The 23,675-nt window shown below is 57.3% G+C and carries 22 protein-coding genes; 16 read left to right on the top strand and 6 right to left on the bottom strand.

Going from position 1 to position 23,675, the window contains the following annotated elements:
* Nucleotides 1–6: 6 nt before the first annotated feature.
* Genes phnL through phnP form a run of 5 tightly spaced genes read left to right on the top strand, consistent with a single transcriptional unit; the run spans nucleotide 7 to nucleotide 3,563 of the window.
* Complete coding sequence (gene phnL, locus AC2FAP_RS21060) at nucleotides 7–687, top strand: phosphonate C-P lyase system protein PhnL (RefSeq protein ID WP_020882817.1); 681 nt, start codon at nucleotides 7–9, stop codon at nucleotides 685–687.
* The gene (gene phnM, locus AC2FAP_RS21065) at nucleotides 684–1,820 is read left to right on the top strand and encodes an alpha-D-ribose 1-methylphosphonate 5-triphosphate diphosphatase (protein ID WP_014168258.1); all 1,137 of its coding nucleotides are present in this window, start codon (nucleotides 684–686) and stop codon (nucleotides 1,818–1,820) included. The genes phnL and phnM overlap by 4 nt, the downstream gene beginning before the upstream one ends.
* A complete protein-coding gene (phnN, locus tag AC2FAP_RS21070) occupies nucleotides 1,817–2,368 on the top strand; it encodes a ribose 1,5-bisphosphokinase (RefSeq protein ID WP_126547811.1) in 552 nt (183 codons plus the stop codon). The genes phnM and phnN overlap by 4 nt, the downstream gene beginning before the upstream one ends.
* A complete protein-coding gene (phnO, locus tag AC2FAP_RS21075; RefSeq protein WP_059306463.1) occupies nucleotides 2,361–2,795 on the top strand; it encodes an aminoalkylphosphonate N-acetyltransferase in 435 nt (144 codons plus the stop codon). The genes phnN and phnO overlap by 8 nt, the downstream gene beginning before the upstream one ends.
* A 9-nt stretch (nucleotides 2,796–2,804) precedes the next feature.
* Nucleotides 2,805–3,563, top strand: coding sequence for a phosphonate metabolism protein PhnP (gene phnP / locus AC2FAP_RS21080; RefSeq protein WP_040018698.1), 759 nt, complete (start codon nucleotides 2,805–2,807; stop codon nucleotides 3,561–3,563).
* 54 nt (nucleotides 3,564–3,617) lie between these two features.
* Here the strand turns inward: phnP and yjdP are convergent, their stop codons facing one another.
* Together yjdP and AC2FAP_RS21090 are read right to left on the bottom strand one after the other, a co-directional pair.
* Nucleotides 3,618–3,941, bottom strand: coding sequence for a DDRRRQL repeat protein YjdP (gene yjdP / locus AC2FAP_RS21085; protein WP_014168254.1), 324 nt, complete (start codon nucleotides 3,939–3,941; stop codon nucleotides 3,618–3,620).
* Between the two features lie 69 nt (nucleotides 3,942–4,010).
* The gene (locus tag AC2FAP_RS21090) at nucleotides 4,011–6,293 is read right to left on the bottom strand and encodes an ATP-binding protein (protein WP_449541546.1); all 2,283 of its coding nucleotides are present in this window, start codon (nucleotides 6,291–6,293) and stop codon (nucleotides 4,011–4,013) included.
* A gap of 181 nt (nucleotides 6,294–6,474) precedes the next feature.
* On the opposite strand from AC2FAP_RS21090, the gene AC2FAP_RS21095 reads away from it, so the two are divergent.
* From AC2FAP_RS21095 to AC2FAP_RS21120, 6 genes are all read left to right on the top strand, one after another.
* A complete protein-coding gene (locus AC2FAP_RS21095) occupies nucleotides 6,475–7,995 on the top strand; it encodes a sugar ABC transporter ATP-binding protein (RefSeq protein ID WP_449541545.1) in 1,521 nt (506 codons plus the stop codon).
* On the top strand, nucleotides 7,992–8,987 hold the full coding sequence (locus AC2FAP_RS21100; RefSeq protein WP_073397722.1) for an ABC transporter permease subunit: 996 nt from the start codon (nucleotides 7,992–7,994) through the stop codon (nucleotides 8,985–8,987). Before AC2FAP_RS21095 ends, AC2FAP_RS21100 begins: the two co-directional genes overlap by 4 nt.
* Nucleotides 8,988–9,017: 30 nt before the next feature.
* Nucleotides 9,018–9,959, top strand: coding sequence for an ABC transporter substrate-binding protein (locus AC2FAP_RS21105; RefSeq protein WP_014168243.1), 942 nt, complete (start codon nucleotides 9,018–9,020; stop codon nucleotides 9,957–9,959).
* Between the two features lie 84 nt (nucleotides 9,960–10,043).
* Complete coding sequence (locus AC2FAP_RS21110) at nucleotides 10,044–10,730, top strand: D-lyxose/D-mannose isomerase (protein WP_449541544.1); 687 nt, start codon at nucleotides 10,044–10,046, stop codon at nucleotides 10,728–10,730.
* 10 nt (nucleotides 10,731–10,740) lie between these two features.
* Nucleotides 10,741–11,601: a ketose 1,6-bisphosphate aldolase gene (locus AC2FAP_RS21115; protein ID WP_025206378.1), complete on the top strand. Its 861-nt coding sequence runs from the start codon at nucleotides 10,741–10,743 to the stop codon at nucleotides 11,599–11,601.
* Entirely contained in the window at nucleotides 11,598–12,605 is a 1,008-nt protein-coding gene (locus AC2FAP_RS21120) for a carbohydrate kinase family protein (protein WP_485453020.1), read from the top strand. Before AC2FAP_RS21115 ends, AC2FAP_RS21120 begins: the two co-directional genes overlap by 4 nt.
* Here the strand turns inward: AC2FAP_RS21120 and AC2FAP_RS21125 are convergent.
* Nucleotides 12,602–13,333, bottom strand: a complete 732-nt coding sequence (locus AC2FAP_RS21125) for a response regulator (protein WP_014168239.1) — start codon at nucleotides 13,331–13,333, stop codon at nucleotides 12,602–12,604. The genes AC2FAP_RS21120 and AC2FAP_RS21125 overlap by 4 nt on opposite strands.
* A gap of 255 nt (nucleotides 13,334–13,588) precedes the next feature.
* On the opposite strand from AC2FAP_RS21125, the gene fdhF reads away from it, so the two are divergent.
* Together fdhF and AC2FAP_RS21135 are read left to right on the top strand one after the other, a co-directional pair.
* Nucleotides 13,589–15,736 (top strand): formate dehydrogenase subunit alpha, encoded by a 2,148-nt coding sequence (gene fdhF / locus AC2FAP_RS21130; protein ID WP_138013413.1) that lies wholly within the window; start codon nucleotides 13,589–13,591, stop codon nucleotides 15,734–15,736.
* Between the two features lie 323 nt (nucleotides 15,737–16,059).
* The gene (locus AC2FAP_RS21135; RefSeq protein ID WP_014168236.1) at nucleotides 16,060–16,734 is read left to right on the top strand and encodes a tetratricopeptide repeat protein; all 675 of its coding nucleotides are present in this window, start codon (nucleotides 16,060–16,062) and stop codon (nucleotides 16,732–16,734) included.
* Nucleotides 16,735–16,807: 73 nt separating this feature from the next.
* On the opposite strand, the gene gltP is transcribed toward AC2FAP_RS21135, so the two are convergent.
* Nucleotides 16,808–18,121, bottom strand: coding sequence for a glutamate/aspartate:proton symporter GltP (gene gltP / locus AC2FAP_RS21140; protein ID WP_013095082.1), 1,314 nt, complete (start codon nucleotides 18,119–18,121; stop codon nucleotides 16,808–16,810).
* A gap of 423 nt (nucleotides 18,122–18,544) precedes the next feature.
* Between gltP and acs the strand changes: the two genes are divergently transcribed.
* From acs to actP, 3 genes are all read left to right on the top strand, one after another.
* Nucleotides 18,545–20,503: an acetate--CoA ligase gene (acs, locus tag AC2FAP_RS21145; RefSeq protein ID WP_414149395.1), complete on the top strand. Its 1,959-nt coding sequence runs from the start codon at nucleotides 18,545–18,547 to the stop codon at nucleotides 20,501–20,503.
* Between the two features lie 71 nt (nucleotides 20,504–20,574).
* Nucleotides 20,575–20,889 (top strand): DUF485 domain-containing protein, encoded by a 315-nt coding sequence (locus tag AC2FAP_RS21150; RefSeq protein ID WP_014168233.1) that lies wholly within the window; start codon nucleotides 20,575–20,577, stop codon nucleotides 20,887–20,889.
* A complete protein-coding gene (gene actP / locus AC2FAP_RS21155; protein ID WP_449541543.1) occupies nucleotides 20,886–22,535 on the top strand; it encodes a cation/acetate symporter ActP in 1,650 nt (549 codons plus the stop codon). The genes AC2FAP_RS21150 and actP overlap by 4 nt, the downstream gene beginning before the upstream one ends.
* Before the next feature lie 32 nt (nucleotides 22,536–22,567).
* Here actP and AC2FAP_RS21160 read toward each other — a convergent pair whose 3' ends face one another.
* Both AC2FAP_RS21160 and AC2FAP_RS21165 read right to left on the bottom strand, forming a co-directional pair.
* Nucleotides 22,568–23,257 (bottom strand): LrgB family protein, encoded by a 690-nt coding sequence (locus tag AC2FAP_RS21160; RefSeq protein WP_023310063.1) that lies wholly within the window; start codon nucleotides 23,255–23,257, stop codon nucleotides 22,568–22,570.
* Nucleotides 23,250–23,660: a CidA/LrgA family protein gene (locus AC2FAP_RS21165; protein WP_020882833.1), complete on the bottom strand. Its 411-nt coding sequence runs from the start codon at nucleotides 23,658–23,660 to the stop codon at nucleotides 23,250–23,252. The genes AC2FAP_RS21160 and AC2FAP_RS21165 overlap by 8 nt, the downstream gene beginning before the upstream one ends.
* Nucleotides 23,661–23,675 lie beyond the last annotated feature (15 nt).

A 23,675-nucleotide genomic window follows, 5' to 3' on the forward strand; every position in this document is an offset into this window, starting at 1 on the left:
GCCCCCATGATCCGCGTAGAAAATGTCAGTAAGACCTTTGTGCTCCACCAGCAAAACGGCGTGCGCCTGCCGGTCCTGCACAGCGCCTCTCTGGAGGTTAGCAAGGGTGAATGCGTGGTGTTGCACGGCCATTCCGGCAGCGGCAAATCGACGCTGCTGCGCTCCCTGTACGCCAACTATCTGCCGGACGAAGGCCACATCTATATTCGTCATGGCAATGAATGGGTCGATCTGGTGCAGGCGCCGGCGCGTAAGGTGCTGGACGTGCGCCGCTCGACGATCGGCTGGGTCAGCCAGTTTTTGCGGGTGATCCCACGGATCTCCGCCCTGGACGTGGTCATGCAGCCGCTGCTGGACCTGGGCGTTCCGCGCGAGACCTGTGCCGCGAAAGCCGCCGGCCTGCTCACGCGCCTGAACGTGCCGGAACACCTCTGGCACCTTGCCCCGTCGACCTTTTCCGGTGGCGAGCAGCAGCGGGTGAATATCGCCCGCGGATTTATCGTCGACTACCCGATTTTACTGCTTGATGAACCCACTGCCTCGCTCGACAGTAAGAACAGCGCGGCGGTGGTTGAACTGATCGAACAGGCCAAAGCACGCGGCGCGGCGATCGTGGGGATCTTCCACGACGACACCGTTCGCTCCCGCGTCGCAGACAGGCTGCACCCGATGGGGACGCTCGCATGATCGTGAATAACGTAAAGCTGGTGCTGGAAAATGAAGTCGTTGATGGCTCGATTGAGATCCAGGCCGGAGAGATCCGCGCCTTTGCGGAAACCCAGAGCCGCGCCCCGGAAGCGATGGACGGTGAAGGGGGCTGGCTGCTGCCGGGCCTTATCGAACTGCACACCGATAATCTGGATAAATTCTTTACCCCGCGTCCGAAAGTCGACTGGCCAGCTCATTCCGCGATGAGCAGCCATGACGCGCTGATGGTCGCCAGCGGCATCACTACCGTGCTGGACGCCGTAGCGATTGGCGACGTGCGCGACGGCGGCGACCGTCTGGAAAACCTTGAGAAGATGATCAACGCCGTGGAAGAGACGCAAAAACGCGGCCTTAACCGCGCCGAGCATCGTCTGCACCTGCGGTGTGAACTCCCGCATCACACCACTCTGCCGCTGTTTGAAAAGCTGGTGGACCGCGAGCCGGTCTCACTGGTCTCGTTGATGGACCACTCGCCGGGGCAGCGTCAGTTCGCCAGAATAGAGAAATACCGCGAGTACTATCAGGGAAAATATGCGCTGACCAACGAGGAAATGGCGCGTTATGAAGAGGAACAGCGACAGCTTGCGGCGCAGTGGTCTCAACCAAACCGACTCTCCATTGCCGCCATGTGTCGGGATCGCAACATTGCCTTAGCCAGCCATGATGATGCGACGCATGAACATGTGCGCGAATCACACCAGCTTGGCAGCGTAATCGCTGAATTTCCCACCACGTTTGAAGCAGCAGAAGCCTCCCGCACCCATGGCATGAACGTCCTGATGGGGGCGCCGAATATCGTGCGCGGCGGCTCACACTCCGGCAACGTGGCGGCAAGCGCGCTCGCGTCGCTAGGTCTGCTGGATATCCTCTCGTCCGACTACTACCCCGCCAGCCTGCTGGACGCCGCCTTCCGGGTCGCGGCTGACGAAAACAATCGCTTTACGCTGCCGCAGGCGATTCGTCTGGTAACGAAAAACCCGGCAACGGCACTCAATCTTCACGATCGTGGAGAGATAGCTGAAGGTAAACGGGCGGATCTGGTGCTGGTTCACCGTAAGGGCGAGCACATCCATATCGACCACGTCTGGCGTCAGGGAAAACGGGTGTTCTGATGGGAAGACTAATCTGGCTAATGGGGCCGTCAGGCTCTGGTAAGGACAGCCTGCTGTCCGCGTTACGGCAGCGGGAACATCCCCAGCTTCTGGTTGCGCACCGCTATATCACCCGTGCGGCGAATGCCGGGAGTGAGAACCATATCGCCCTGAGCGAGCCGGAATTTTTCACGCGCGCCGGGCAAAATCTGCTGGCGCTCAGCTGGCACGCCAACGGTTATTACTACGGGATAGGCATCGAGACAGACCTGTGGCTGCACGCCGGGTTCGACGTGCTGGTCAACGGCTCACGCGCACACCTTCAACAAGCGCGCGCCCGCTATGAAGCAGCGCTGTTGCCGGTCTGTCTGCAGGTCTCGCCTGATGTGCTGCGCAGCCGGTTGCAGAGCCGGGGTCGCGAAAACGCCAAAGAGATCGAGCAGCGGCTTGAACGTGCGGCGCGCTATACCCCATCGAACTGTCATATCCTCAATAACGACGGAAGTTTGCTACAGTCAGTCGATAACTTTTTAACGCTTATCCGTCAGAAGGAGAGACAGCATGCCTGACTGCCAGCTTCGCCCCGCCACTGCCGACGATGCGCAGATTGTTTACGCGCTGATTTGCGAACTCAAGCAGAGTGAGTTTGATCATCAGGCGTTCCACGCCGGGTATATTGCCAATCTGCAGGACCACAATATGCGCTACCAGCTGGCTGAATTAAACGGCCAGGTGGTGGGCATGATTGGACTGCATATGCAGTTTCACCTGCACCACGCCAGATGGATTGGCGAGATCCAGGAGCTGGTGGTCATGCCACAGGCGCGCGGTCTCAGGGTGGGCAGCCAGCTGTTGGCCTGGGCGGAGAACGTGGCGCGGCAGGCGGGTGCTGAACTGACAGAGCTATCCACCAGCGTGAAGCGCCTGGACGCTCACCGTTTTTATGCGCGTGAAGGGTATACGCAGAGCCATTTTCGTTTCACCAAACTGTTGTAGAGGTGCACGATGAGTCTGACGATTACGTTAACGGGAACCGGTAGCGCTCAGCTGGTGCCGGTGTTTGGCTGCGACTGCGCCGCGTGTCGCCGGGCGCGTCTGCAGGATAACCATCGCCGTCGCCCCTGTAGCGCGGTAGTCAAATTCAACGATGCGGTAACGCTGCTGGACGCCGGTATCCCGCACCTGATGGACGACTGGCCGGCAGGCAGCTTTCAGCAGTTTTTACTGACCCACTACCATATGGATCACGTCCAGGGGCTGTTCCCCCTGCGCTGGGGCGTCGGTGCCCCTGTTCCGGTGTACGGCCCACCAGACGAGGCGGGGTGTGACGACCTGTTTAAACACCCGGGGATTCTGGATTTCAGCCATACGGTAGAGCCGTTTGTGGTGTTTGAACTGCAGGGCCTGCGGGTCACACCGTTGCCGCTGAATCACTCGAAAATCACCTTTGGCTACCTGCTGGAGTCCGCCCACAGCCGTGTGGCCTGGCTTTCCGACACCGCCGGATTACCCGATAAAACGGTAAAATTCCTGCTCAATAACCGGCCGCAGGCGATGATCATCGACTGCAGCCACGAGCCGCGTGACGAAACGCCGCGCAACCATTGCGATCTGAATACGGTTATTGCCTTAAATGAGATCATCGGCTGTCCACAGGTGATCCTGACCCATATCAGTCATCAGTTCGACGTATGGATGATGGATAACCCGCTACCCGACGGGTTCGAGGCGGGATATGACGGAATGACGTTGTTGCTGGATTAGGTCACTCCCTCTCTGAATGAGAGGGCGAGGCGTAGGGATGCTAAACCGCGCGTATCAGCGATCGTAATCGTCTTCTAACCGGCGCTCATCTTCTTCTAACTGACGTCTGTCATCATCCAGCTGGCGTTGACGCTCATCCAGACGGCGACGGCGATCCTCCAGTTGCCTGCGGCGATCGTCATACTGACGGCTGTCGGTCTGGCGGCTGCGATCGTAGCGATCGTCGTCGTCATCGCTACTGCGACTGCTGCTGGGGTTATAGGCATCGTTGATCGCCTGCTGAATATTGCCAATGGCTTCATCAATAACATCGGCGTGAGCCAGTTGGCTGGTAAGTGACAGCAGACCAAATAACAGAGCGGTAGAGTAACGTTTCATAAGACCAGACTCGCAGGTGGACTGGCCTTACGGTAATGAACAACAGCTGGCTGGGGTAGCGGAGGAATCTCAAATTACCATCACCTTGCGCAACGCCTGCGCCAGCTGTACACGGGTAAAAGGCTTACGCAGTAACGCCACGTCCGGCAGTTGCGGGTTATGCGTCGGACGCAGATCCTGGCCGCTGATCAGCAACACCGGAAGCTGCGGATAATGGCTGCGCACATGGTTGATCACCTCGGCGCCGCTGAGGTTGCCGGGCAGCATTAAATCGCTAATAAACATGCCAATATCCGGTGACGCGTCCAGCATCTTCAGGGCCTGTTCGCCGTTGTCCGCTTCAAGCGTCAGATAGCCCAGCTGATGCAGCTGCTCGCACAGGGTCTGGCGGACATCGGCTTCATCTTCAAGCACCAGTACCAGGCGTTCATTTTCAACGGCAGCCGCGGCGGCCTGGGTTTCATCAGCAGAACGAACAGGCAGCGTCGAGCGTGGCAGATGCAGCCGCACGGTGGTCCCCTGCCCCGGCGCGCTTTCAATCTCCACGCGCCCACCGGACTGGCGTACAAAACCGTAGACCATCGACAGGCCTAATCCGCTACCGCTCCCGGTTTGCTTGGTCGTGAAGAACGGTTCGAAGACCCGGGATTTGACCTCCTGCGACATTCCACTTCCCCGGTCAATAACCTCCAGCGCCACCATATCCTGCCTGCGTCCGTCACTGCGGGTCACGCGCTGATTCCACGTGCGGATCTTAATAACTCCCGTCTGTCCCTCCATCGCATCGCGGGCGTTCATCACCAGGTTAATAATGGCGTTTTCCAGCTGGCTGACGTCTATCCACGCCGGCCACGCCGGTGATTGCGCTTCAATTTCCAGCGTCAGGGTGGCCGGCAGCGAGTGGTACATCAACTCCCGCAGGTTCTCGAGCAGCGGTTTCATCTCTACCGCGTGCGGGGTCAGGGATTGCTTGCGGGAAAACGCCAGCAGGCGCTGGGTCAGCACCGCACCACGCTCGGCGGCCTTGAGTGCCCGGGTGATACGCGGGGCGTCATGTGAGTCAGGATCGGTGAGTTCCAGACTGCCAATGATCACCGCCAGCAGGTTGTTAAAGTCATGCGCCAGACCGCCCGTCAGCTGCCCGACGGCCTTCATCTTCTGGCTGTGCACCAACGCCTCTTCCAGCCCCTGACGCTCGATGCGGTCGATCTCCATCTGCGTGGTTTTTTCTTTCAGCAGGCGGGTGGTGTGGACAAGCGAGGCGGTGTTGCGGGCAAAAACGTTAAACGCTCGCGCCAGCTCACCCAGCTCATCACGGCGCTGCAGCCCGGGGACGGAAACATCCTGCTCGCCGTGAGCAAGGCGCGACATCGCCCGGGAGATGGCCGTCAGGTTGGAGGCCAGATTACGGTAGATATACCAACAGGCGCACCCGGTGATGATCAGCGCCAGCACGGCGAACACGCTGATAAATACGCTGATGGAGCGCAGCTCCTGGTGACTCTGGGCAGTGCGCAGCCGGGAGGCCTGCGCCACCTGTTCAACGTACTGATTGATGTCGCTGTTTAATATCGCCACCAGCGCCTTGATGTGGAACATATACCAGCTGATCGCCAGATCGCTCTCCTCCAGCTGCGTCGAGAGCGGAACAAGCTTGTGAAGCTCGGCATTAAAATCGGGCAGGATAACGTTCACCACGGACTGCGTCACGCTCCGGGGCAGCGCTGCGGTCACGGCATCCAGCTGCTGAACCGTGGCGCGCGGCGAGGGCGTTTCAATAGCGGCGATGATTAGTCTGTCCATTTCCATAAGCTGTTGCGCATCCGGGACGTTGCTGGCGTAACGGCGGTTAATGTCCTGCAGATGGCGCAAATAGCTCTGGCTTTGATAGAGCGCGCTGAGAAGTGCGTTACGCTCCAGATGACGCCGCTGCCCGCGCTCCAGCATGCCCGTCACGCTCTGCTGTAACTCATTACTTCTCTGAATAATTCGCGCCACCAGCGCGGGCTCCTGTTGCGCCAGTGGCGCATCGGCAAGCTGTTCCAGCGAGTGACGCAGCGCCATCTGCGTCTGCTTCAGGCGCTCGGCTTCGCCCTTGTATTCCAGCGCGCCTACAACTTGCGATAGCCGCACCGCCGCCGTTGCCACATTCGCGGTATCGCGGGCGAGGTTCATGCTGCCGGTCATGTCATCCAGCGTCTGCTGCTGCACCTGTTCCTGGATCTCGCTGGCATGACGAAAGCCGAGCACCGCCACGCCGCTGACCATCAGCGTCACCGCCACCACCAGCAGATTAAAAATCAGCAGGCGACCACGGGCGCTGGCAAAGAAGGGCGGACGGTGTGATGGCATACGGTAAGCTCCGGTGCAATGTGATGCCCTCACCCTGGCCCTCTCCTGCTGAGAGGGAAAAAGCGGGGAATTGTGATGTAAGTTAACTATTCATAACTATGACAAATATGAACGGCTTCTGACATTTTGCATTTACCAACCTGTGATGAAGTGCGGATATCGACATTCAAGGAGATCCGCCATGAGCAGAACCCCGGTACTGGAGATGCGCAACATTGCCAAAACGTTTGGCCATTTCCACGCGCTCAAGGGTGTGGATTTGACGGTGTACCCCGGTGAGATCCACGCGCTGATGGGGGAAAACGGCGCAGGAAAGAGTACCCTGATGAAGATCCTCGCGGGGGCCTATACCGCCACCCGCGGCGAGATCCTGATTGACGGACAGCCGTTTCACATCAAAGGCCCAAAGGATGCGCTGGCCGCGGGTATCACCCTCATTTATCAGGAGATGCAGCTTGCCCCCAATCTGACCGTCGCTGAAAACATTTTCCTGGGCAGCGAGCTGTCGCGCGCCGGGCTGGTACAGCGCAAAGAGATGGCCGCACAGGCGCAGGCGGTGATTGACCGTCTGGGCGCGCACTTCAAGGCGACCGACCTGGTAATGAGGCTGACCATCGCCGAGCAGCAGCAGGTTGAAATTGCCCGCGCGCTGCACCGTAACAGCCGCATTCTGGTGATGGATGAACCCACCGCCGCCCTCTCCTCACGTGAAACCCATCGCCTGTTCGAGCTGATACTGCGCCTGCGAGAGGAAGGAATGGCGATTATCTATATCAGCCACCGCATGGCGGAAGTGTATGAACTCTCCGATCGCGTCAGCGTTCTGCGTGACGGGCAGTACGTCGGTAGCCTGACGCGCGACAAACTGAACGCCTCTGAGCTGGTGAAGATGATGGTCGGCCGTCCGCTAAGCGATCTGTTTAACAAAGGGCGCGATATCCCGCTCGGCAGCCCGCGTCTTAACGTGCATCACCTTACCGACGGCAAGAAAGTGCTCCCCTGCAGTCTGCAGGTGCGTTCCGGAGAAATTGTCGGGCTGGCAGGTCTGGTGGGCGCCGGACGTTCCGAACTGGCGCAGCTGATCTTCGGCGCGCGCAAAGCCACGGGCGGCATGATTGAGGTCGACGGCGAACCGGTGGTGATCCACTCCCCGCGTGCCGCCATCGACAACGGGATCGGTTTTCTCACCGAGAACCGCAAAGAACAAGGGCTGTTCCTCGAGCTGGCCGCACAGGAGAACATCACCATGGCGACGCTGGAGCGCGACGCCACCTTCGGCATGCTGAACCGCAAAAAAGCGCAGACCATTTCTGACGATGCAATCGCCCTGCTTAACATCCGCGTGCCGCATTCACAGGTCCGCGCGGGTGGCCTGTCCGGGGGCAATCAGCAAAAGCTGCTTATCTCCCGCTGGGTGGCCATCGGCCCACGCATTCTGATTCTGGACGAACCGACGCGCGGCGTCGACGTCGGGGCGAAAAGTGAAATCTACCGCATCATGAACCAGATGGCGCGCAAGGGCGTGGCGATCCTGATGATCTCCAGCGAGCTGCCGGAAATCGTCGGCATGAGCGACCGCGTCTATGTCATGCGTGAAGGCAGCATTGCAGGTGAACTTCACGGAGCAGAAATTTCTCAGGAAAACATCATGACGCTGGCGACCGGCGTGAACGACTCTCATCATCAGGCGGTGCAACTATGACAAATTCAACCCATCCGCAGCAGGTGGCGAAGTCCGCCTCTGCCAAAAAAATGCTGATGAGCGATCTGATGCAGACGGTCGGCATTTTGCCCATCTTGATCCTGATTGTGGCGGTATTTGGTTTTATCGCGCCTAACTTCTTTACCGAAAGTAATCTGCTCAATATCACCCGCCAGGCGTCGATCAACATCGTACTGGCCGCAGGGATGACCTTCATCATTCTGACCGGCGGGATCGACCTCTCCGTCGGCTCCATTCTGGGCACCACGGCCGTGGCGGCGATGGTGGTGTCGTTAATACCTGAGTTCGCCATGCTTTCTATTCCGGCAGCGCTCATGCTCGGCCTGGTGCTGGGTTTGTTCAACGGCGCGCTGGTGGCTTTTGCCGGGCTGCCGCCGTTTATCGTGACGCTCGGTACTTATACGGCCCTGCGCGGTGCGGCTTACCTGCTGGCGGACGGTACGACCGTCATTAACTCCAACATTAGCTTTGAGTGGATCGGCAATAACTATCTTGGACCCATTCCGTGGCTGGTGGTGATCGCGCTGGCGGTCATTGTGCTGTGCTGGTTTATTCTGCGTCGCACCACGCTTGGCGTTCACATCTATGCGGTTGGCGGCAACATGCAGGCGGCGCGTCTGACAGGCATTAAGGTCTGGCTGGTGCTGTTGTTTGTGTACGGCATGAGCGGGCTGCTCTCGGGCCTGGGCGGCGTGATGAGTGCCTCGCGTCTCTACAGCGCCAACGGCAACCTGGGCATGGGCTACGAGCTGGATGCGATTGCGGCGGTGATCCTCGGCGGCACCAGCTTTGTCGGCGGGATCGGCACGATCACCGGCACGCTGGTGGGGGCGCTGATCATCGCCACGCTTAACAACGGCATGACGCTGATGGGCGTCTCCTACTTCTGGCAACTGGTGATCAAAGGGGCGGTGATCATCATAGCGGTGCTGATCGACAAATACCGTACCCGACACCATCAAAGTGCATAACAACAATACCCTACAAGCGAGGAAGAGAAGATGCGTTTGAAACCGTTAGTGACCGCGCTCTGTGCTGGCGCGCTGCTTGCCGCAACGCCGTTTGCGCAGGCGAAAGATCTGAAGTCCATCGGCGTGACGGTGGGCGACCTGGCCAACCCATTCTTCGTGCAGATCACCAAAGGTGCCGAGCTGGAAGCGCGCAAACTGGCGGGGGATAACGTCAAAGTGACGCTGGTCTCCAGCGGTTACGATCTCGGCCAGCAGGTGGCGCAGATCGACAACTTTATTGCCGCCAAAGTGGACATGATCATCCTTAACGCCGCGGATTCCAAAGGGATCGGCCCGGCGGTTAAACGCGCGAAAGAGGCCGGGATCGTGGTTGTCGCGGTTGACGTCGCGGCGGAAGGGGCGGATGCCACCATCACCTCCGATAACACCCAGGCGGGGGAAATGGCCTGTAAATACATTACTGACCGCCTGAAAGGCAAAGGCAACGTGGTCATCATCAACGGGCCGCCAGTGTCCGCAGTGCAAAACCGCGTCGAAGGCTGCCAGACCGAGTTCAAAAAACATCCGGATATCAAGGTGCTCTCTGATAACCAGAACGCCAAAGGTAGCCGTGAAGGCGGTCTGGAAGTGATGACCTCACTGCTGGCGGCCAATCCGAAGATCGACGGCGTGTTCGCGATTAACGATCCGACGGCGATCGGTGCCGATCTGGCGGCAAAACAGGCCCAACGCAATGAATTCTTTATCGTTGGTGTAGACGGCAGCCCGGACGGCGAGGAAGCGCTTAAGCGTGAGAACTCCCTGTTTGTCGCAACGCCGGCTCAGGATCCGCAGGTAATGGCGGCAAAAGCGGTTGAGATCGGCTATGACATTCTGCAGGGCAAACCTGCGCCTAAAGAGCCTGTGCTGATCCCGGTGACGATGATCGATAAAAAGAACGTCGGATCCTATAAGGGGTGGACAGTTAAGTGATGTAGTGCGGTTTGATGCCCTCACCCTGATCTTCTCTTCGCGGGAGAGTTGGGGTGAGGCCTGACATAGCGTCCAGGGGGCCCCATGAAACGCTCCGAAATCAATGAAATCCTTGGCCACACGCGGCAGTTCTTCTCCATGCACGATGTGCATCTCCCTCCCTTTGCCAGTTTTCCGCCAACGAAATGGCAGCAGCTTGACCCGGCCGCCTGGCAGGAAGTGTTTGATCTCAGGCTTGGCTGGGACGTAACGGCATTCGGCAGCGACCATTTTGCCTCACAGGGGCTAACGCTCTTTACCCTGCGCAATGGCTCACCGAACGGCGTGCCCTATGAAAAGTGCTATGCCGAAAAAATCATGCACGTCCGGGATGGTCAGGTGACGCCCATGCATTTTCACTGGCGTAAACGGGAAGACATCATCAACCGTGGCGGCGGAAACCTGATCGTCGAGTTATGGAATGCCGGCGCACATCAAGAACCTGAAAATACCGACGTGACCGTTACCCTCGACGGCTGTCTGCAGACCCACGCGCCCGGCAGTCAGTTACGCCTGCAACCCGGGGACAGCATCTGCCTCACCCCCGGCCTGTACCACAGTTTCTGGGGCGAACGCGGTTTTGGCGACGTACTGGTGGGGGAAGTGTCATCGGTGAATGACGATGAACACGATAACCATTTTTTACAGCCCATTGCCCGCTATAACAATATCGAAGAAGACGAACCGGCGGTGCTGGTGTTGTGCAACGAGTACAACCTGTTTCGGAAATAAGGAGTAAATAATGCCATTGATTTCTCTTGCCGACGGTCTTGAGCACGCCAGGAAACACCGCTACGCGCTCGGCGCGTTTAACGTTCTCGACTCCCATTTTTTGCGCGCGCTGTTTGCTGCCGCGAAACAGGAACGCTCGCCGTTTATCATTAATATTGCGGAAGTCCACTTTAAGTATGTCTCCCTGGAGTCGCTGGTCGAAGCGGTCAGGTTTGAAGCCGCCCGTCATGATATTCCGGTGGTGCTCAACCTCGATCACGGCCTGCATTTCGAGGCGGTGGTACGTGCGCTGCGCGTAGGCTTCAGCTCCGTGATGTTTGATGGCTCCACCCTGAGCTACGAAGAAAACATTCGCCAGACGCGGGAGGTGGTGAAGATGTGCCACGCGGTTGGCGTATCGGTAGAAGCGGAGCTGGGTGCGGTAGGCGGTGACGAAGGTGGCGCGTTGTATGGCCATGCGGATGAAGCGTTGTTTACGGACCCACTGCGGGCGCGCGAGTTTGTCGATGCCACCGGCATTGATGCGCTGGCGGTCGCCATTGGCAACGCGCACGGTAAATACAAAGGCGAGCCAAAACTCGATTTCCCTCGTCTGGACGCCATTCGCCAGCAGACCGGCCTGCCGTTGGTCTTACACGGCGGCTCCGGGATCAGCGATGCCGATTTTCGTCGCGCCATCGAACTGGGGATCCATAAAATCAACTTTTATACCGGTATGTCACAGGCCGCGCTCTCTGCCGTTGAGCAACGGATGGCAAAACGTCAGCCTCTGTACGATGAATTTGCAGAACTGTTGCTGGGTATAGAAGAGGCGATTACCGATACGGTCGCCGCGCAAATGCGCATCTTTGGCAGCGCGGGGCAGGCATAATGGAACGTAAAGGGATTATCGCCGCCGGCAATATGCTGGTGGATCACGTCCACCAGATTGTGCAATGGCCGGAGCGCGGCTGGCTGGCGGAAATTACCCACAGCGAACGTTCAACCGGCGGTGCGCCGCTGAACGTCCTGCTGACGCTGGCCAAAATGCACGTTGGCCTGCCGCTGCAGGCCGTCGGCCTGATTGGCGAAGATAGCGACGGCGATTACATCCTGGCGATGCTCGACCAGTATCACGTCAACCGCCAGCGGGTGCAGCGCACGACCTTTCCGCCAACCTCTATGTCGCAGGTTATGACCGACCCCAGCGGGCAGCGCACTTTTTTCCACTCCCCGGGCGCCAACCGTCTTCTGGATCTGCCCGCCTTCGACCGCCTCGACGGCGCGATGAAGATTTTCCATCTCGGCTACCTGTTACTGCTCGACAGCCTGGATATGCCCGATGACGAGTACGGCACCCGCAGCGCACGGCTGCTGGCCCAGATGCGCGATCAGGGGTATGAAACCTCGCTCGACCTGGTCTCGCGAAAGGGTGACCCGCGCTATCAGCCGCTGGTCCTCCCTGCCCTGCGCCATCTTGATTATCTGGTCATCAACGAACTGGAAGCCGGCGAGTTTAGCGGGCTGGAGATGCGCGACGAGAACGATGCTCCGCACATTGCCCATATCGCGGAAGCCGCCTCACAGCTTCTGGCGGCTGGCGTGCGTCAGCGGGTGGTGATCCACTGTCCGGAAGGGGCGTGGGGGTTAACACCGGACGATGAAGGGCGCTGGATCCCCTCCTGGTTGCTGGAGCGGGAAGAGATTATCGGCAGCGTCGGGGCGGGTGATGCCTTCTGCGCAGGCTTCTTATACGGCTGCCATGAAGCGTTGCCGCTGGTCGAGAGTATTTATCTGGCCCATGCCTGCGCGCGGGCAAGCCTGCTGGCTGCGAACGCCATTGATGGGGCAAAAACGCTGGCCGAGTTGCAGCTGTTTATTAAAGAGAATATTTAAGCCGCTTTCTCGCTGTGAGACACATCGGCAGCAAAGACGTAGCCCAGCCCACGGACGGTTTTAATGAGTGCGGGCTGATGCGGGTTGGCTTCGATTTTACGGCGCAGGCGCATGATCAACACATCGATTGTGCGGTCGAACACCTCGGCACTTTCGCTGTGCGTCAGCTCGAGCAGTTGTTCCCGGCTGAGCACCCGCCGGGCGTTCTGGGTGAGCGCCAGCAGCAGACCATATTCTCCCTGGGTCAACGGTACGGGGTTACGCTGCGGATCGCTGAGTTCACAGCGGGAGGTATCCAGCGTCCAGCCATTGAACGTCACGCCCGCCACGCGTGGCACCGGGGTGTCTGCGGCCAGCGCCCCGGTACGGCGAAGCACGGCTTTAACACGGGCAACCACCACGCGCGGGTTAAACGGTTTGCCAATATAATCGTCGGCCCCCATCTCCAGCCCCACCACCACGTCTGACTCACTGCCCAGCCCGGTCAGCATCACCACCGGCAGCTCCGGACGTTGCTTTTGCAGGTGCAGTAATACCTGCAGGCCGTTGATATCCGGCAGCATCATATCCAGCAGGACAAGGGCGATGTGTGGCTCATGCTGAACCAGACTCAGCGCGTCCTGGCCGTTATGGCAGACAAGCACGCTAAAGACGTGCTCACTCAGCACATCCTGCAGCAGCTCGCAAACTGCGGTATCGTCATCAACCACCAGAATCGCCGGTTTCATCGCATGCTTCCATCAGGGGATTATGTTAAGTCTGAACTATTCTGCCGTCGGCTCCAGCCAATTTGACTTTTACATGACGGAATTACAACCCATGTCACATCCACTGCCCATTCGACACGTCAATTTTGACGATTGGCTGTTTTTCGTCAGGGTTTTGCCCCTCTGTTGGCCGTAAAGTCTGCTGATACCCACAATAAAAACATGGCATAGAAGCTGCATAGTGGGGCGTAAGCATTGATTAACTGGAGCAGACTGATGAAAAAAGTCGTCACGGTTTGCCCTTATTGTGCCTCGGGTTGCAAGATCAACCTGGTGGTCGATAACGGCAAAATCGTCCGGGCGGAGGCCGCCCAGGGGAAAACCAACCAGGGCACGCTGTGCCTGAAAGGCTACTACGGCTGGGATTTTATTAACGATACCCAAATCCTTACCCCACGCCTGAAAACCCCTATGATCCGCCGCGAGCGCGGTGGCAAGCTGGAAGCCGTCTCCTGGAGCGAGGCGCTGGATTATGTCGCCACGCGCCTGAGCGCCATCAAAGCCAAGTATGGCCCGGATGCGATCCAGACTACCGGCTCATCACGCGGTACCGGTAATGAAACCAACTATGTAATGCAAAAATTCGCGCGCGCCGTTATTGGTACCAATAACGTCGACTGCTGCGCTCGCGTCTGACACGGCCCATCGGTTGCAGGTCTGCACCAGTCGGTCGGTAACGGCGCTATGAGTAACGCGATCAACGAGATAGATAACACCGATCTCGTGTTTATTTTTGGCTATAACCCGGCGGATTCTCACCCTATCGTCGCGAACCACGTGATTCGCGCCAAACAGAATGGGGCGAAAATCATCGTCTGCGATCCGCGCAAAATTGAAACGGCACGTATTGCGGATATGCACATTGCACTGAAAAACGGCTCGAATATCGCGCTGTTGAATGCGATGGGCCACGTCATTATTGAGGAGAATCTCTACGACCAGGCGTTCGTCGCGACCCGTACGGAAGGGTTTGACGAGTATCGGAAAATTGTCGAAGGCTACACGCCGGAGTCCGTCGAAGCGATAACCGGCGTAAGCGCGCAAGAGATCCGTCAGGCAGCGCGGATGTACGCCGGAGCGAAAACCGCGGCCATTTTGTGGGGCATGGGCGTAACCCAGTTCTATCAGGGCGTGGAAACCGTACGCTCCCTGACAAGCCTTGCGATGTTGACCGGAAATCTGGGCAAACCGCATGTGGGCGTGAACCCGGTACGTGGTCAAAATAACGTGCAGGGTGCGTGTGACATGGGCGCACTGCCGGATACCTATCCGGGCTATCAGTACGTTAAGTTCCCGGAAAATCGTGAGAAATTCGCGAAGGCCTGGGGCGTGGAGAGCCTGCCGGAACATACCGGGTATCGCATCAGCGAGCTGCCGCACCGTGCGGCGCACGGTGAAGTGCGTGCCGCCTACATTATGGGTGAAGATCCGCTGCAGACCGACGCCGAGCTGTCAGCGGTGCGTAAAGGCTTTGAGGATCTCGAACTGGTGATTGTCCAGGATATCTTTATGACCAAAACCGCGGCGGCGGCGGATGTGATTTTACCGTCAACGTCATGGGGCGAGCATGAAGGTGTCTACACGGCGGCAGACCGCGGCTTCCAGCGCTTCTTCAAAGCGGTGGAGCCGAAGTGGGATCTGAAAACCGACTGGCAGATCATCAGCGAAATCGCCACCCGCATGGGTTATCCGATGCATTACAACAACACTCAGGAAATCTGGGACGAGTTGCGCAAACTGTGTCCGGACTTCACCGGTGCCACCTATGAGAAAATGGGTGAGCTGGGGTATATCCAGTGGCCGTGCCGCGATGAGTCAGAGGCCGATCAGGGCACGTCGTATCTCTTTAAAGAGAAGTTCGACACCCCGAACGGACTGGCGCAGTTCTTCACCTGCGACTGGGTCGCGCCAATCGATAAACTCACCGATGAGTATCCGATGGTGCTCTCTACCGTGCGTGAAGTGGGCCACTACTCCTGTCGTTCGATGACCGGTAACTGCGCTGCGCTGGCGGCACTGGCGGATGAACCGGGCTATGCGCAGATCAACACCGCTGACGCAAAGCGTCTGGGTATTGAAGATGAAGCCCTGATCTGGGTGCACTCGCGTAAAGGACGCATCATTACCCGTGCGCAGGTCAGCGACCGACCTAACAAAGGGGCGGTCTATATGACCTACCAGTGGTGGATTGGTGCCTGCAACGAACTGGTGACGGAGAACTTAAGCCCGATAACCAAAACGCCGGAGTATAAGTACTGCGCCGTACGCGTGGAGCCGATTGCTGACCAGCACGCCGCGGAACAGTATGTGATTGACGAATATAGCAAGCTGAAAGCCAGACTGCGTGAAAGCGCGTTGGGTTAATGCCGTTAATTAATTGATGAATAAAAGGGGTGACTTATTCACCCCTTTTTTATTTCTTAATAAGCTATTTATATTATCAATATATATTGTGCACGCTGCCCCGCAGCAATAATGTCATTAGCACCGAAATAAATACCCGGCTTTGTATTTTAATTCAGTGAGAGAATCTCTCCCGCGAGCGTCTAATACCCTCTTTCACAAGCATTATTGTGAGACAAAACGCGGCGGACACCCGGAAATGTTCATTCACCTTTACCGCGCCCGTTTTTTTCTTCTGCGACGACGATTATACTGCGCGGCGTGTACCCAGATGATAAGAATCCATGAAATCAATTTTTCTGATGTTGTTATTTTTTACGTCACTCGTCCACGCGGATGAGATTGGCAGCCAGTACAAGCAACAGGCGGAAGCGGGTGACGCCCGCGCCCAGTATTACCTTGCCGATACCTACTTCAGTTCCGGCGACAGCAAGCAGGCCGCGCAGTGGGCAGAGAAAGCAGCAAAAGGGGGCGATGTCGACGCCATGGCGTTGTTATCGCAAATCCAGTTTACACAGGGCGATTACGCGCAGGCCAAAGCGCTGGCGCAGCAGGCCACTATCGCCGGCAGTAAACGCGGCGCAATTATGCTGGCGCGCGTGCTGGTCAACACCCAGGCAGGGAAAACTGACTACCCACAGGCCATCGCACTGCTGCAAACGGCAACCGAAGATATCGACAACGACTCCGCGGTGGATGCGCAAATGCTGCTGGGGATGATTTATGCCAACGGCGTTGAGGTGGCGCAGGACGACGTCAAAGCCGCGTCGTGGTTCAAACGCAGCTCCTCCCTTTCGCGTACGGGTTACGCGGAGTACTGGGCCGGAATGCTGTTCCAGCAGGGCGAGAAAGGCTTTATAACGCCGAATAAGCAGAAAGCGCTCTACTGGCTGAACCTGAGCTGTACCGAAGGGTTTGATACGGGATGTGAAGAATTTGACGCGTTGAGTGGGGAGTAAAATCTCTTACACGGCCCTCTCTTTTGGCAGAGAGGGAATGCGAAAAGGCCGGGTTAACCCCGGCCTTTTTATTTTACTGGTCTGCGGTCTTATCAAAACGACCCAGCACTTCGCGTTCATACGCCAGCGCTTTTTTACGGTCGAATTTGTGCTCCCACTTAGCGATAACCAGCACCGCCAGGGCGTTACCCACCACGTTCAGCGCCGTACGCGCCATGTCGAGGATACGGTCGACACCGGCGATAAACGCCAGACCTTCCAGCGGGATCCCTACGCTGCCCAGGGTTGCCAGCAGCACGACAAAGGAGACGCCAGGTACGCCTGCGATGCCTTTTGAGGTCACCATCAGGGTCAGCACCAGCACGATCTCCTGCCACAGAGACAGGTCAATGCCGTACAGCTGAGCAATAAAGATAGCCGCAATACTCTGGTACAGCGTTGAGCCGTCCAGGTTAAAGGAGTAGCCGGTTGGCACCACAAAGCTGGTAATCGACGCCGGCGCGCCGTAGGCCTCCATCTTCTCGATAATACGCGGCAGTACGCTTTCAGAGCTTGCCGTGGAGTACGCGAGAATCAACTCATCTTTGAGAATACGGATCAGGATCCAGATGCTCAGCCCACACAGGCGCGCCACAATTCCCAGCACCACCAGCGCGAAGAACAGGATGGCGAAGTGAACCAGAATCACCAGCTTCGCCAGCGGCCACAGGGAGGCGAAACCGAAGTTCGCCACGGTTACCGCGATAAGCGCAAACACCCCAACCGGCGCGTAGCGCATCACCATGTGAGTCACTTTGAACATGGTTTCAGAAATTGAGCGGAACACGGTGACCAGCGGTTCACGGTGCGTGGCAGGCAGGGAGGAGAGACCCAGACCAAACAACACCGAGAAGAAGATGATCGGCAGCATCTCGCCCTTCGCCATGGAAGCCACGATGTTGGTCGGCACCAGCGAAAGGATGGTTCCCATCAGGCCATGCGCGTGGCTCTGTACTTCAGCGGTAGTGCTTTGATATTTCGAAATATCCACCGTCGCCAGCTGCGACATATCGATCCCGGATCCTGGCTGGAACACGTTCGCCAGTGTGATGCCCAGAATGATGGCAATCGTCGTGATCACTTCGAAATAAAGAATTGTCTTCGCGCCGATACGGCCTAACTGTTTTGCATCCCCCACACCGGCAATGCCGACGACCAGCGTTGAGATAACAATCGGTACGACAATCATCTTGATCAGATGAATAAAGATATCCCCTGCCGGCGAGAGCAGGTTCGCAATCAGCCACTCGCGGCTGTCGCTGTGATAATGCAGGTAGCTACCCAGCAGGATACCCAGCACAAGGGCTAGCAAGATTTGCCAGGCCAGGCTGACTTTAACGTTTTTCATAGAAACTGACTTCCTCAATGAAGCGCCCTATTCACATAAACTGCATGAATATGGATACATACTGAAAGGGTATGAATTGTGTTGCGTTGGTTTATGGGATTTTTTAACGCGGCGTATGAGTATCATTTGCGCGGCATGTTGCGCAAGCCTTAAAGAACGGCACATTTCGCTGCAAAAAGCGGTCATGACGTGAGTTTGTCACAATTCCAATCAATAACTTTTTGTTATAAAAAGGCTTTTTTAATCGAAATTGTGAATAATCGGCACGGTGAATTATTTTCCTTCAAAGTTTCATTCGCTCATTTTTCATACTCTTCAAACAATGCGTGATCTGTAGCCCAAATAATAAACAAAGCTTGTAAAGCCCCTACTATTAACGTTTTTGCGACATATTATTAACATCTTACAAGGAGAAAAAAAGCCATGAGCCAAGTACATAAACACGACATTCCCGCCAACATTGCGGACCGTTGCCTGATAAACCCGGAGCAGTACCACGAGAAGTATCAGCACTCCGTCTCCAGCCCGGACGTCTTCTGGGGTGAGCAGGGCCATATTCTTGACTGGATTAAACCTTATCAGAAGGTGAAGAACACCTCCTTTGCGCCCGGCAACGTCTCCATTAAATGGTACGAAGACGGCACGCTGAACCTGGCAGCAAACTGTCTTGACCGCCACCTTGCCGAACGCGGTAATGAAACGGCCATTATCTGGGAGGGCGACGACGCCTCTCAAAGCAAACACATTACATATAAAGAACTGCACCGCGACGTGTGCCGCTTTGCCAACGTTCTGCTGGAAAGGGGCATTAAAAAAGGCGACGTAGTGGCTATCTATATGCCAATGGTGCCTGAAGCGGCGGTAGCCATGCTGGCCTGCGCGCGCATCGGTGCGATTCACTCGGTGATTTTTGGCGGCTTCTCACCGGAAGCGGTCGCCGGACGTATTGTCGATTCCAGCTCGAAACTGGTGATCACGGCCGATGAAGGCGTGCGCGCTGGCCGTGGCATTCCCCTGAAGAAAAACGTCGATGAAGCGCTGAAAAATCCGAACGTGAAAACCGTCAGCAACGTCATCGTCCTCAAGCGTACCGGCGGCAAGATTGACTGGAACGAAGGACGCGACCTGTGGTGGAGCGATCTGATTGAAAAAGCCAGCGACCAGCATCAGCCGGAAGAGATGAACGCGGAAGACCCGCTGTTTATTCTTTACACCTCCGGCTCAACCGGCAAACCGAAAGGCGTGTTGCACACCACCGGCGGCTATCTGGTCTATGCCGCTACCACCTTCAAGTACGTATTCGACTACCATCCGGGCGACATTTACTGGTGTACTGCCGACGTAGGCTGGGTCACCGGTCACAGCTACCTGCTATACGGCCCGCTGGCCTGTGGTGCCACTACGCTGATGTTTGAAGGCGTACCGAACTGGCCAACGCCGGCACGCATGTGTCAGGTGGTCGACAAACACAAGGTCAATATTCTCTACACCGCCCCAACGGCGATCCGCGCATTAATGGCGGAAGGCGATAAGGCCATTGAAGGCACTGACCGCTCTTCGCTGCGCATCCTCGGTTCCGTTGGCGAGCCCATCAACCCGGAAGCCTGGGAGTGGTACTGGAAGAAAATCGGCAACGAAAAATGTCCGGTAATGGACACCTGGTGGCAGACCGAAACCGGCGGCTTTATGATCACCCCTATGCCGGGTGCGACGCAGTTAAAAGCCGGTTCAGCAACTCAACCGTTCTTCGGCGTACAACCTGCGCTGGTGGATAACGAAGGTAATCCGCTGGACGGGGCCACCGAAGGCAATCTGGTGATCACCGATTCCTGGCCGGGCCAGGCGCGTACCCTGTTCGGCGACCACGAGCGCTTTGAGCAGACCTACTTCTCGACCTTTAAAAATATGTACTTTAGCGGTGACGGCGCCCGGCGTGACGAGGACGGTTATTACTGGATAACTGGGCGCGTGGACGACGTGCTGAACGTCTCCGGCCACCGTCTGGGTACCGCGGAGATTGAATCCGCGCTGGTATCTCATCCGAAGATCGCCGAAGCCGCCGTCGTCGGGATCCCACACAACATTAAAGGCCAGGCGATTTACGCCTACGTCACGCTGAATCATGGCGAAGAGCCGTCACCAGAGCTGTATGCCGAGGTGCGCAACTGGGTACGTAAAGAGATTGGCCCGCTTGCCACGCCGGACGTGCTGCACTGGACCGACTCTCTGCCGAAAACCCGCTCAGGCAAAATTATGCGCCGCATATTGCGCAAAATCGCAGCCGGTGACACCAGCAACCTCGGTGATACCTCAACGCTTGCCGATCCTGGCGTGGTGGAAAAACTGCTCGAAGAGAAGCAGTCCATCGCAATGCCATCGTAACGCGATCTCCCCTCTCCCCCCGGGAGAGGGAATAAAAAAACCTCCCCTATAAATACTTCTGGAGACCTCTGATGAATAACGATATTTGTCAGCAGATAGAGAATAGTGCGCACTACAGGGAGCTCGTGGATAAACGGCAACGGTTTGCCTTCTTACTTTCCATCATCATGCTGATTATTTACGTCGGCTTTATTCTGCTGATTGCCTTTGCCCCACACTGGCTCGGTACGCCGCTGCACGCGGGCACCAGCGTCACGCGCGGAATTCCGATTGGGATTGGCGTGATAATCATTTCGTTTGTGCTGACCGGCGTGTACGTCTGGCGCGCCAATGGCGAATTCGATCGTCTTAACAGAGCAGTCCTGGCAGAGGTAAAAGCATCATGAAGAGAGTCCTGACGGCGCTTGCCGCCACACTTCCCTTTGCCGCCAACGCCACTGATGCCATCACCGGCGAGGTACAGCGCCAGCCAACCAACTGGCAGGCGATTATCATGTTCCTGATTTTCGTGCTGCTGACGCTGTACATCACGTACTGGGCCTCGAAACGCGTGCGCTCCCGTAATGATTACTACACCGCAGGCGGCAACATTACCGGTTTTCAGAACGGGCTGGCGATTGCAGGCGACTTTATGTCCGCTGCCTCCTTCCTCGGTATCTCCGCGCTGGTGTACACCTCCGGCTACGATGGTCTGATTTACTCCCTCGGCTTCCTCGTGGGCTGGCCGATTATTTTGTTCCTGATCGCAGAACGCTTGCGCAACCTGGGCCGCTATACCTTCGCAGACGTGGCCTCCTACCGGCTGAAGCAGGGGCCGATTCGTACCCTCTCCGCCTGCGGCTCGCTAGTGGTGGTCGCGCTGTATCTGATTGCGCAGATGGTCGGCGCGGGTAAATTGATCGAACTGTTGTTCGGCCTGAACTACCACATCGCGGTGGTGCTGGTGGGTGTGCTGATGGTGATGTACGTTCTGTTCGGCGGCATGCTGGCCACGACCTGGGTGCAAATCATCAAAGCGGTCCTGCTGCTGTTCGGCGCCAGCTTTATGGCCTTTATGGTCATGAAACACGTCGGGTTCAGCTTCAATAATCTGTTCACTGAAGCGATGGCGGTACACCCGAAAGGGGAAGCGATCATGAGCCCTGGCGGGCTGGTGAAAGACCCTATTTCTGCGCTTTCGCTCGGTCTGGGTCTGATGTTTGGTACGGCCGGCTTGCCACACATCCTGATGCGTTTCTTCACCGTGAGCGATGCGCGTGAAGCGCGCAAAAGCGTCTTCTACGCCACGGGCTTTATGGGTTACTTCTACATCCTGACCTTTATCATTGGTTTTGGCGCCATCATGCTGGTGGGGGCGAATCCGGCGTTTAAAGACGCGGCGGGCGGGCTGATTGGCGGTAACAACATGGCGGCAGTGCATCTGGCCGACGCGGTAGGCGGTAACCTGTTCCTTGGCTTTATCTCGGCCGTGGCCTTCGCCACCATCCTCGCGGTGGTTGCCGGGCTGACGCTGGCGGGCGCGTCTGCGGTATCGCACGACCTCTATGCCAACGTTATCCGCAAAGGTGCAAGCGAACGTGATGAGCTGAAAGTCTCGAAAATCACCGTGCTGGTGCTGGGCGTGGTCGCTATTCTGCTGGGGATTTTGTTCGAGAAGCAGAACATCGCCTTTATGGTGGGGCTGGCCTTCTCCATTGCGGCAAGCTGTAACTTCCCTATCATCCTGCTCTCCATGTACTGGTCAAAACTGACCACCCGTGGGGCGATGATTGGCGGCTGGCTGGGGCTTTTGACGGCAGTGATTCTGATGGTCCTTGGCCCGACGATTTGGGTACAGATCCTCGGTCACGAAAGCGCTATCTTCCCGTATGAATACCCGGCGCTGTTCTCCATTGCCGTGGCGTTTATTGGTATCTGGGTCTTCTCCGCGACCGATAACTCGCCGGAAGGTAACCTGGAGCGTGAGAAATTCCGCGCCCAGTTTATCCGCTCACAAACGGGTCTGGGCGTCGAGCAAGGCCGTGCGCACTAACCTCGTCTCCCCGGCCTTACCGGCCGGGGAAATCAGAACATCACCCACGCCACCAGCGGTGCAATCAATACCATCACCACGCCCGAGAGCATCATCACCAGGCTTGCCACCACCCCTTCCTGCTGCCCGAGTTCATACGAACGTGCCGTTCCCGCACCGTGCGATGCCGCGCCAAATCCCGCCCCTTTCGCCATTCCTTCACGGATCGACAGCCGCAAAAAAAGCATGTCGCCAACCGCCATCCCGAAGACACCCGTCACGACCACAAATAACGCGACCAGATCCGGCTGTCCACCGAGCGGCTTGGCCGCGGCCAGCGCAAACGGGGTGGTGACCGAACGGACGGCCAGGCTGCGCTGAATTTCATCGGGCAGCGTAAACAGCCGTGCCAGCCAGACGGAACTGCAGACCGCCACCACCGTGGCCGTGATCACGCCAGCGCTGAGCGACATCCAGTGGCGTTTGATGATCGCCAGGTTGTCATACACCGGTACCGCAAAGGCAATGGTCGCAGGCCCCAGTAGCCACAGCAGCCAGTGGGATTCCCCAATGTAGTTCTGCCAGGAGATATGCCCGAAGACCAGCATCAGGACCAGCAGGATCGGCGTGAAGACCAGCGGCATCAGGGGCAGCGCGTGAAAACGGCGATACAGGCGTTTATTGGCAAAGTAGATCGCCAGAGTGGCAATCAGGCACAACACGCTTATCTGGAAGTTAGTCATGCTTTTGCCTGCTGATTTCAAACCGATACACTTTATCAACCACCCAGGCGGTGGCCCCCAGCACCATCAGCGTGCTCAGCGCAATGACCGCGAAGATGCGCCAGCCATCTACCCTCAGCAGTTGCGCATAGTTCACCACCGCGACCACGGCAGGCACAAAGAACAGCAGCATCTCCGCCAGCAGCCAGCGCGCGCCGGCGCGTACCCAGTTGAGGGGGATAACGCGGCAGAGGATAAGCGTCAGCATCAGCACCATTCCGACCAGGTTGGCAGGCAGCGGCAGATGCAACCAGTTGACAAGATATTCCGCGAAAACAAACAGTCCCGCATAAAGCAGTACCTGAACCGGTACCTGAAGTCGTTGCACAACGGCAGGCGTAACACGGCTTAACGCCATGGCCATGGGGGTTTTCCTCAA

This window comes from Enterobacter cloacae complex sp. 394I7 (genome assembly GCF_057320345.1).

Coding starts and splice junctions, on each gene's coding strand:
- phnL (WP_020882817.1), top strand. CDS start 7: ATGATCCGCGTAGAAAATGTCAGTAAGACCTTTGTGCTCCACCAGCAA.
- phnM (WP_014168258.1), top strand. CDS start 684: ATGATCGTGAATAACGTAAAGCTGGTGCTGGAAAATGAAGTCGTTGAT.
- phnO (WP_059306463.1), top strand. CDS start 2,361: ATGCCTGACTGCCAGCTTCGCCCCGCCACTGCCGACGATGCGCAGATT.
- phnP (WP_040018698.1), top strand. CDS start 2,805: ATGAGTCTGACGATTACGTTAACGGGAACCGGTAGCGCTCAGCTGGTG.
- yjdP (WP_014168254.1), bottom strand. CDS start 3,941: ATGAAACGTTACTCTACCGCTCTGTTATTTGGTCTGCTGTCACTTACC.
- AC2FAP_RS21090 (WP_449541546.1), bottom strand. CDS start 6,293: ATGCCATCACACCGTCCGCCCTTCTTTGCCAGCGCCCGTGGTCGCCTG.
- AC2FAP_RS21095 (WP_449541545.1), top strand. CDS start 6,475: ATGAGCAGAACCCCGGTACTGGAGATGCGCAACATTGCCAAAACGTTT.
- AC2FAP_RS21100 (WP_073397722.1), top strand. CDS start 7,992: ATGACAAATTCAACCCATCCGCAGCAGGTGGCGAAGTCCGCCTCTGCC.
- AC2FAP_RS21105 (WP_014168243.1), top strand. CDS start 9,018: ATGCGTTTGAAACCGTTAGTGACCGCGCTCTGTGCTGGCGCGCTGCTT.
- AC2FAP_RS21110 (WP_449541544.1), top strand. CDS start 10,044: ATGAAACGCTCCGAAATCAATGAAATCCTTGGCCACACGCGGCAGTTC.
- AC2FAP_RS21115 (WP_025206378.1), top strand. CDS start 10,741: ATGCCATTGATTTCTCTTGCCGACGGTCTTGAGCACGCCAGGAAACAC.
- AC2FAP_RS21125 (WP_014168239.1), bottom strand. CDS start 13,333: ATGAAACCGGCGATTCTGGTGGTTGATGACGATACCGCAGTTTGCGAG.
- AC2FAP_RS21135 (WP_014168236.1), top strand. CDS start 16,060: ATGAAATCAATTTTTCTGATGTTGTTATTTTTTACGTCACTCGTCCAC.
- gltP (WP_013095082.1), bottom strand. CDS start 18,121: ATGAAAAACGTTAAAGTCAGCCTGGCCTGGCAAATCTTGCTAGCCCTT.
- acs (WP_414149395.1), top strand. CDS start 18,545: ATGAGCCAAGTACATAAACACGACATTCCCGCCAACATTGCGGACCGT.
- AC2FAP_RS21150 (WP_014168233.1), top strand. CDS start 20,575: ATGAATAACGATATTTGTCAGCAGATAGAGAATAGTGCGCACTACAGG.
- actP (WP_449541543.1), top strand. CDS start 20,886: ATGAAGAGAGTCCTGACGGCGCTTGCCGCCACACTTCCCTTTGCCGCC.
- AC2FAP_RS21160 (WP_023310063.1), bottom strand. CDS start 23,257: ATGACTAACTTCCAGATAAGCGTGTTGTGCCTGATTGCCACTCTGGCG.
- AC2FAP_RS21165 (WP_020882833.1), bottom strand. CDS start 23,660: ATGGCCATGGCGTTAAGCCGTGTTACGCCTGCCGTTGTGCAACGACTT.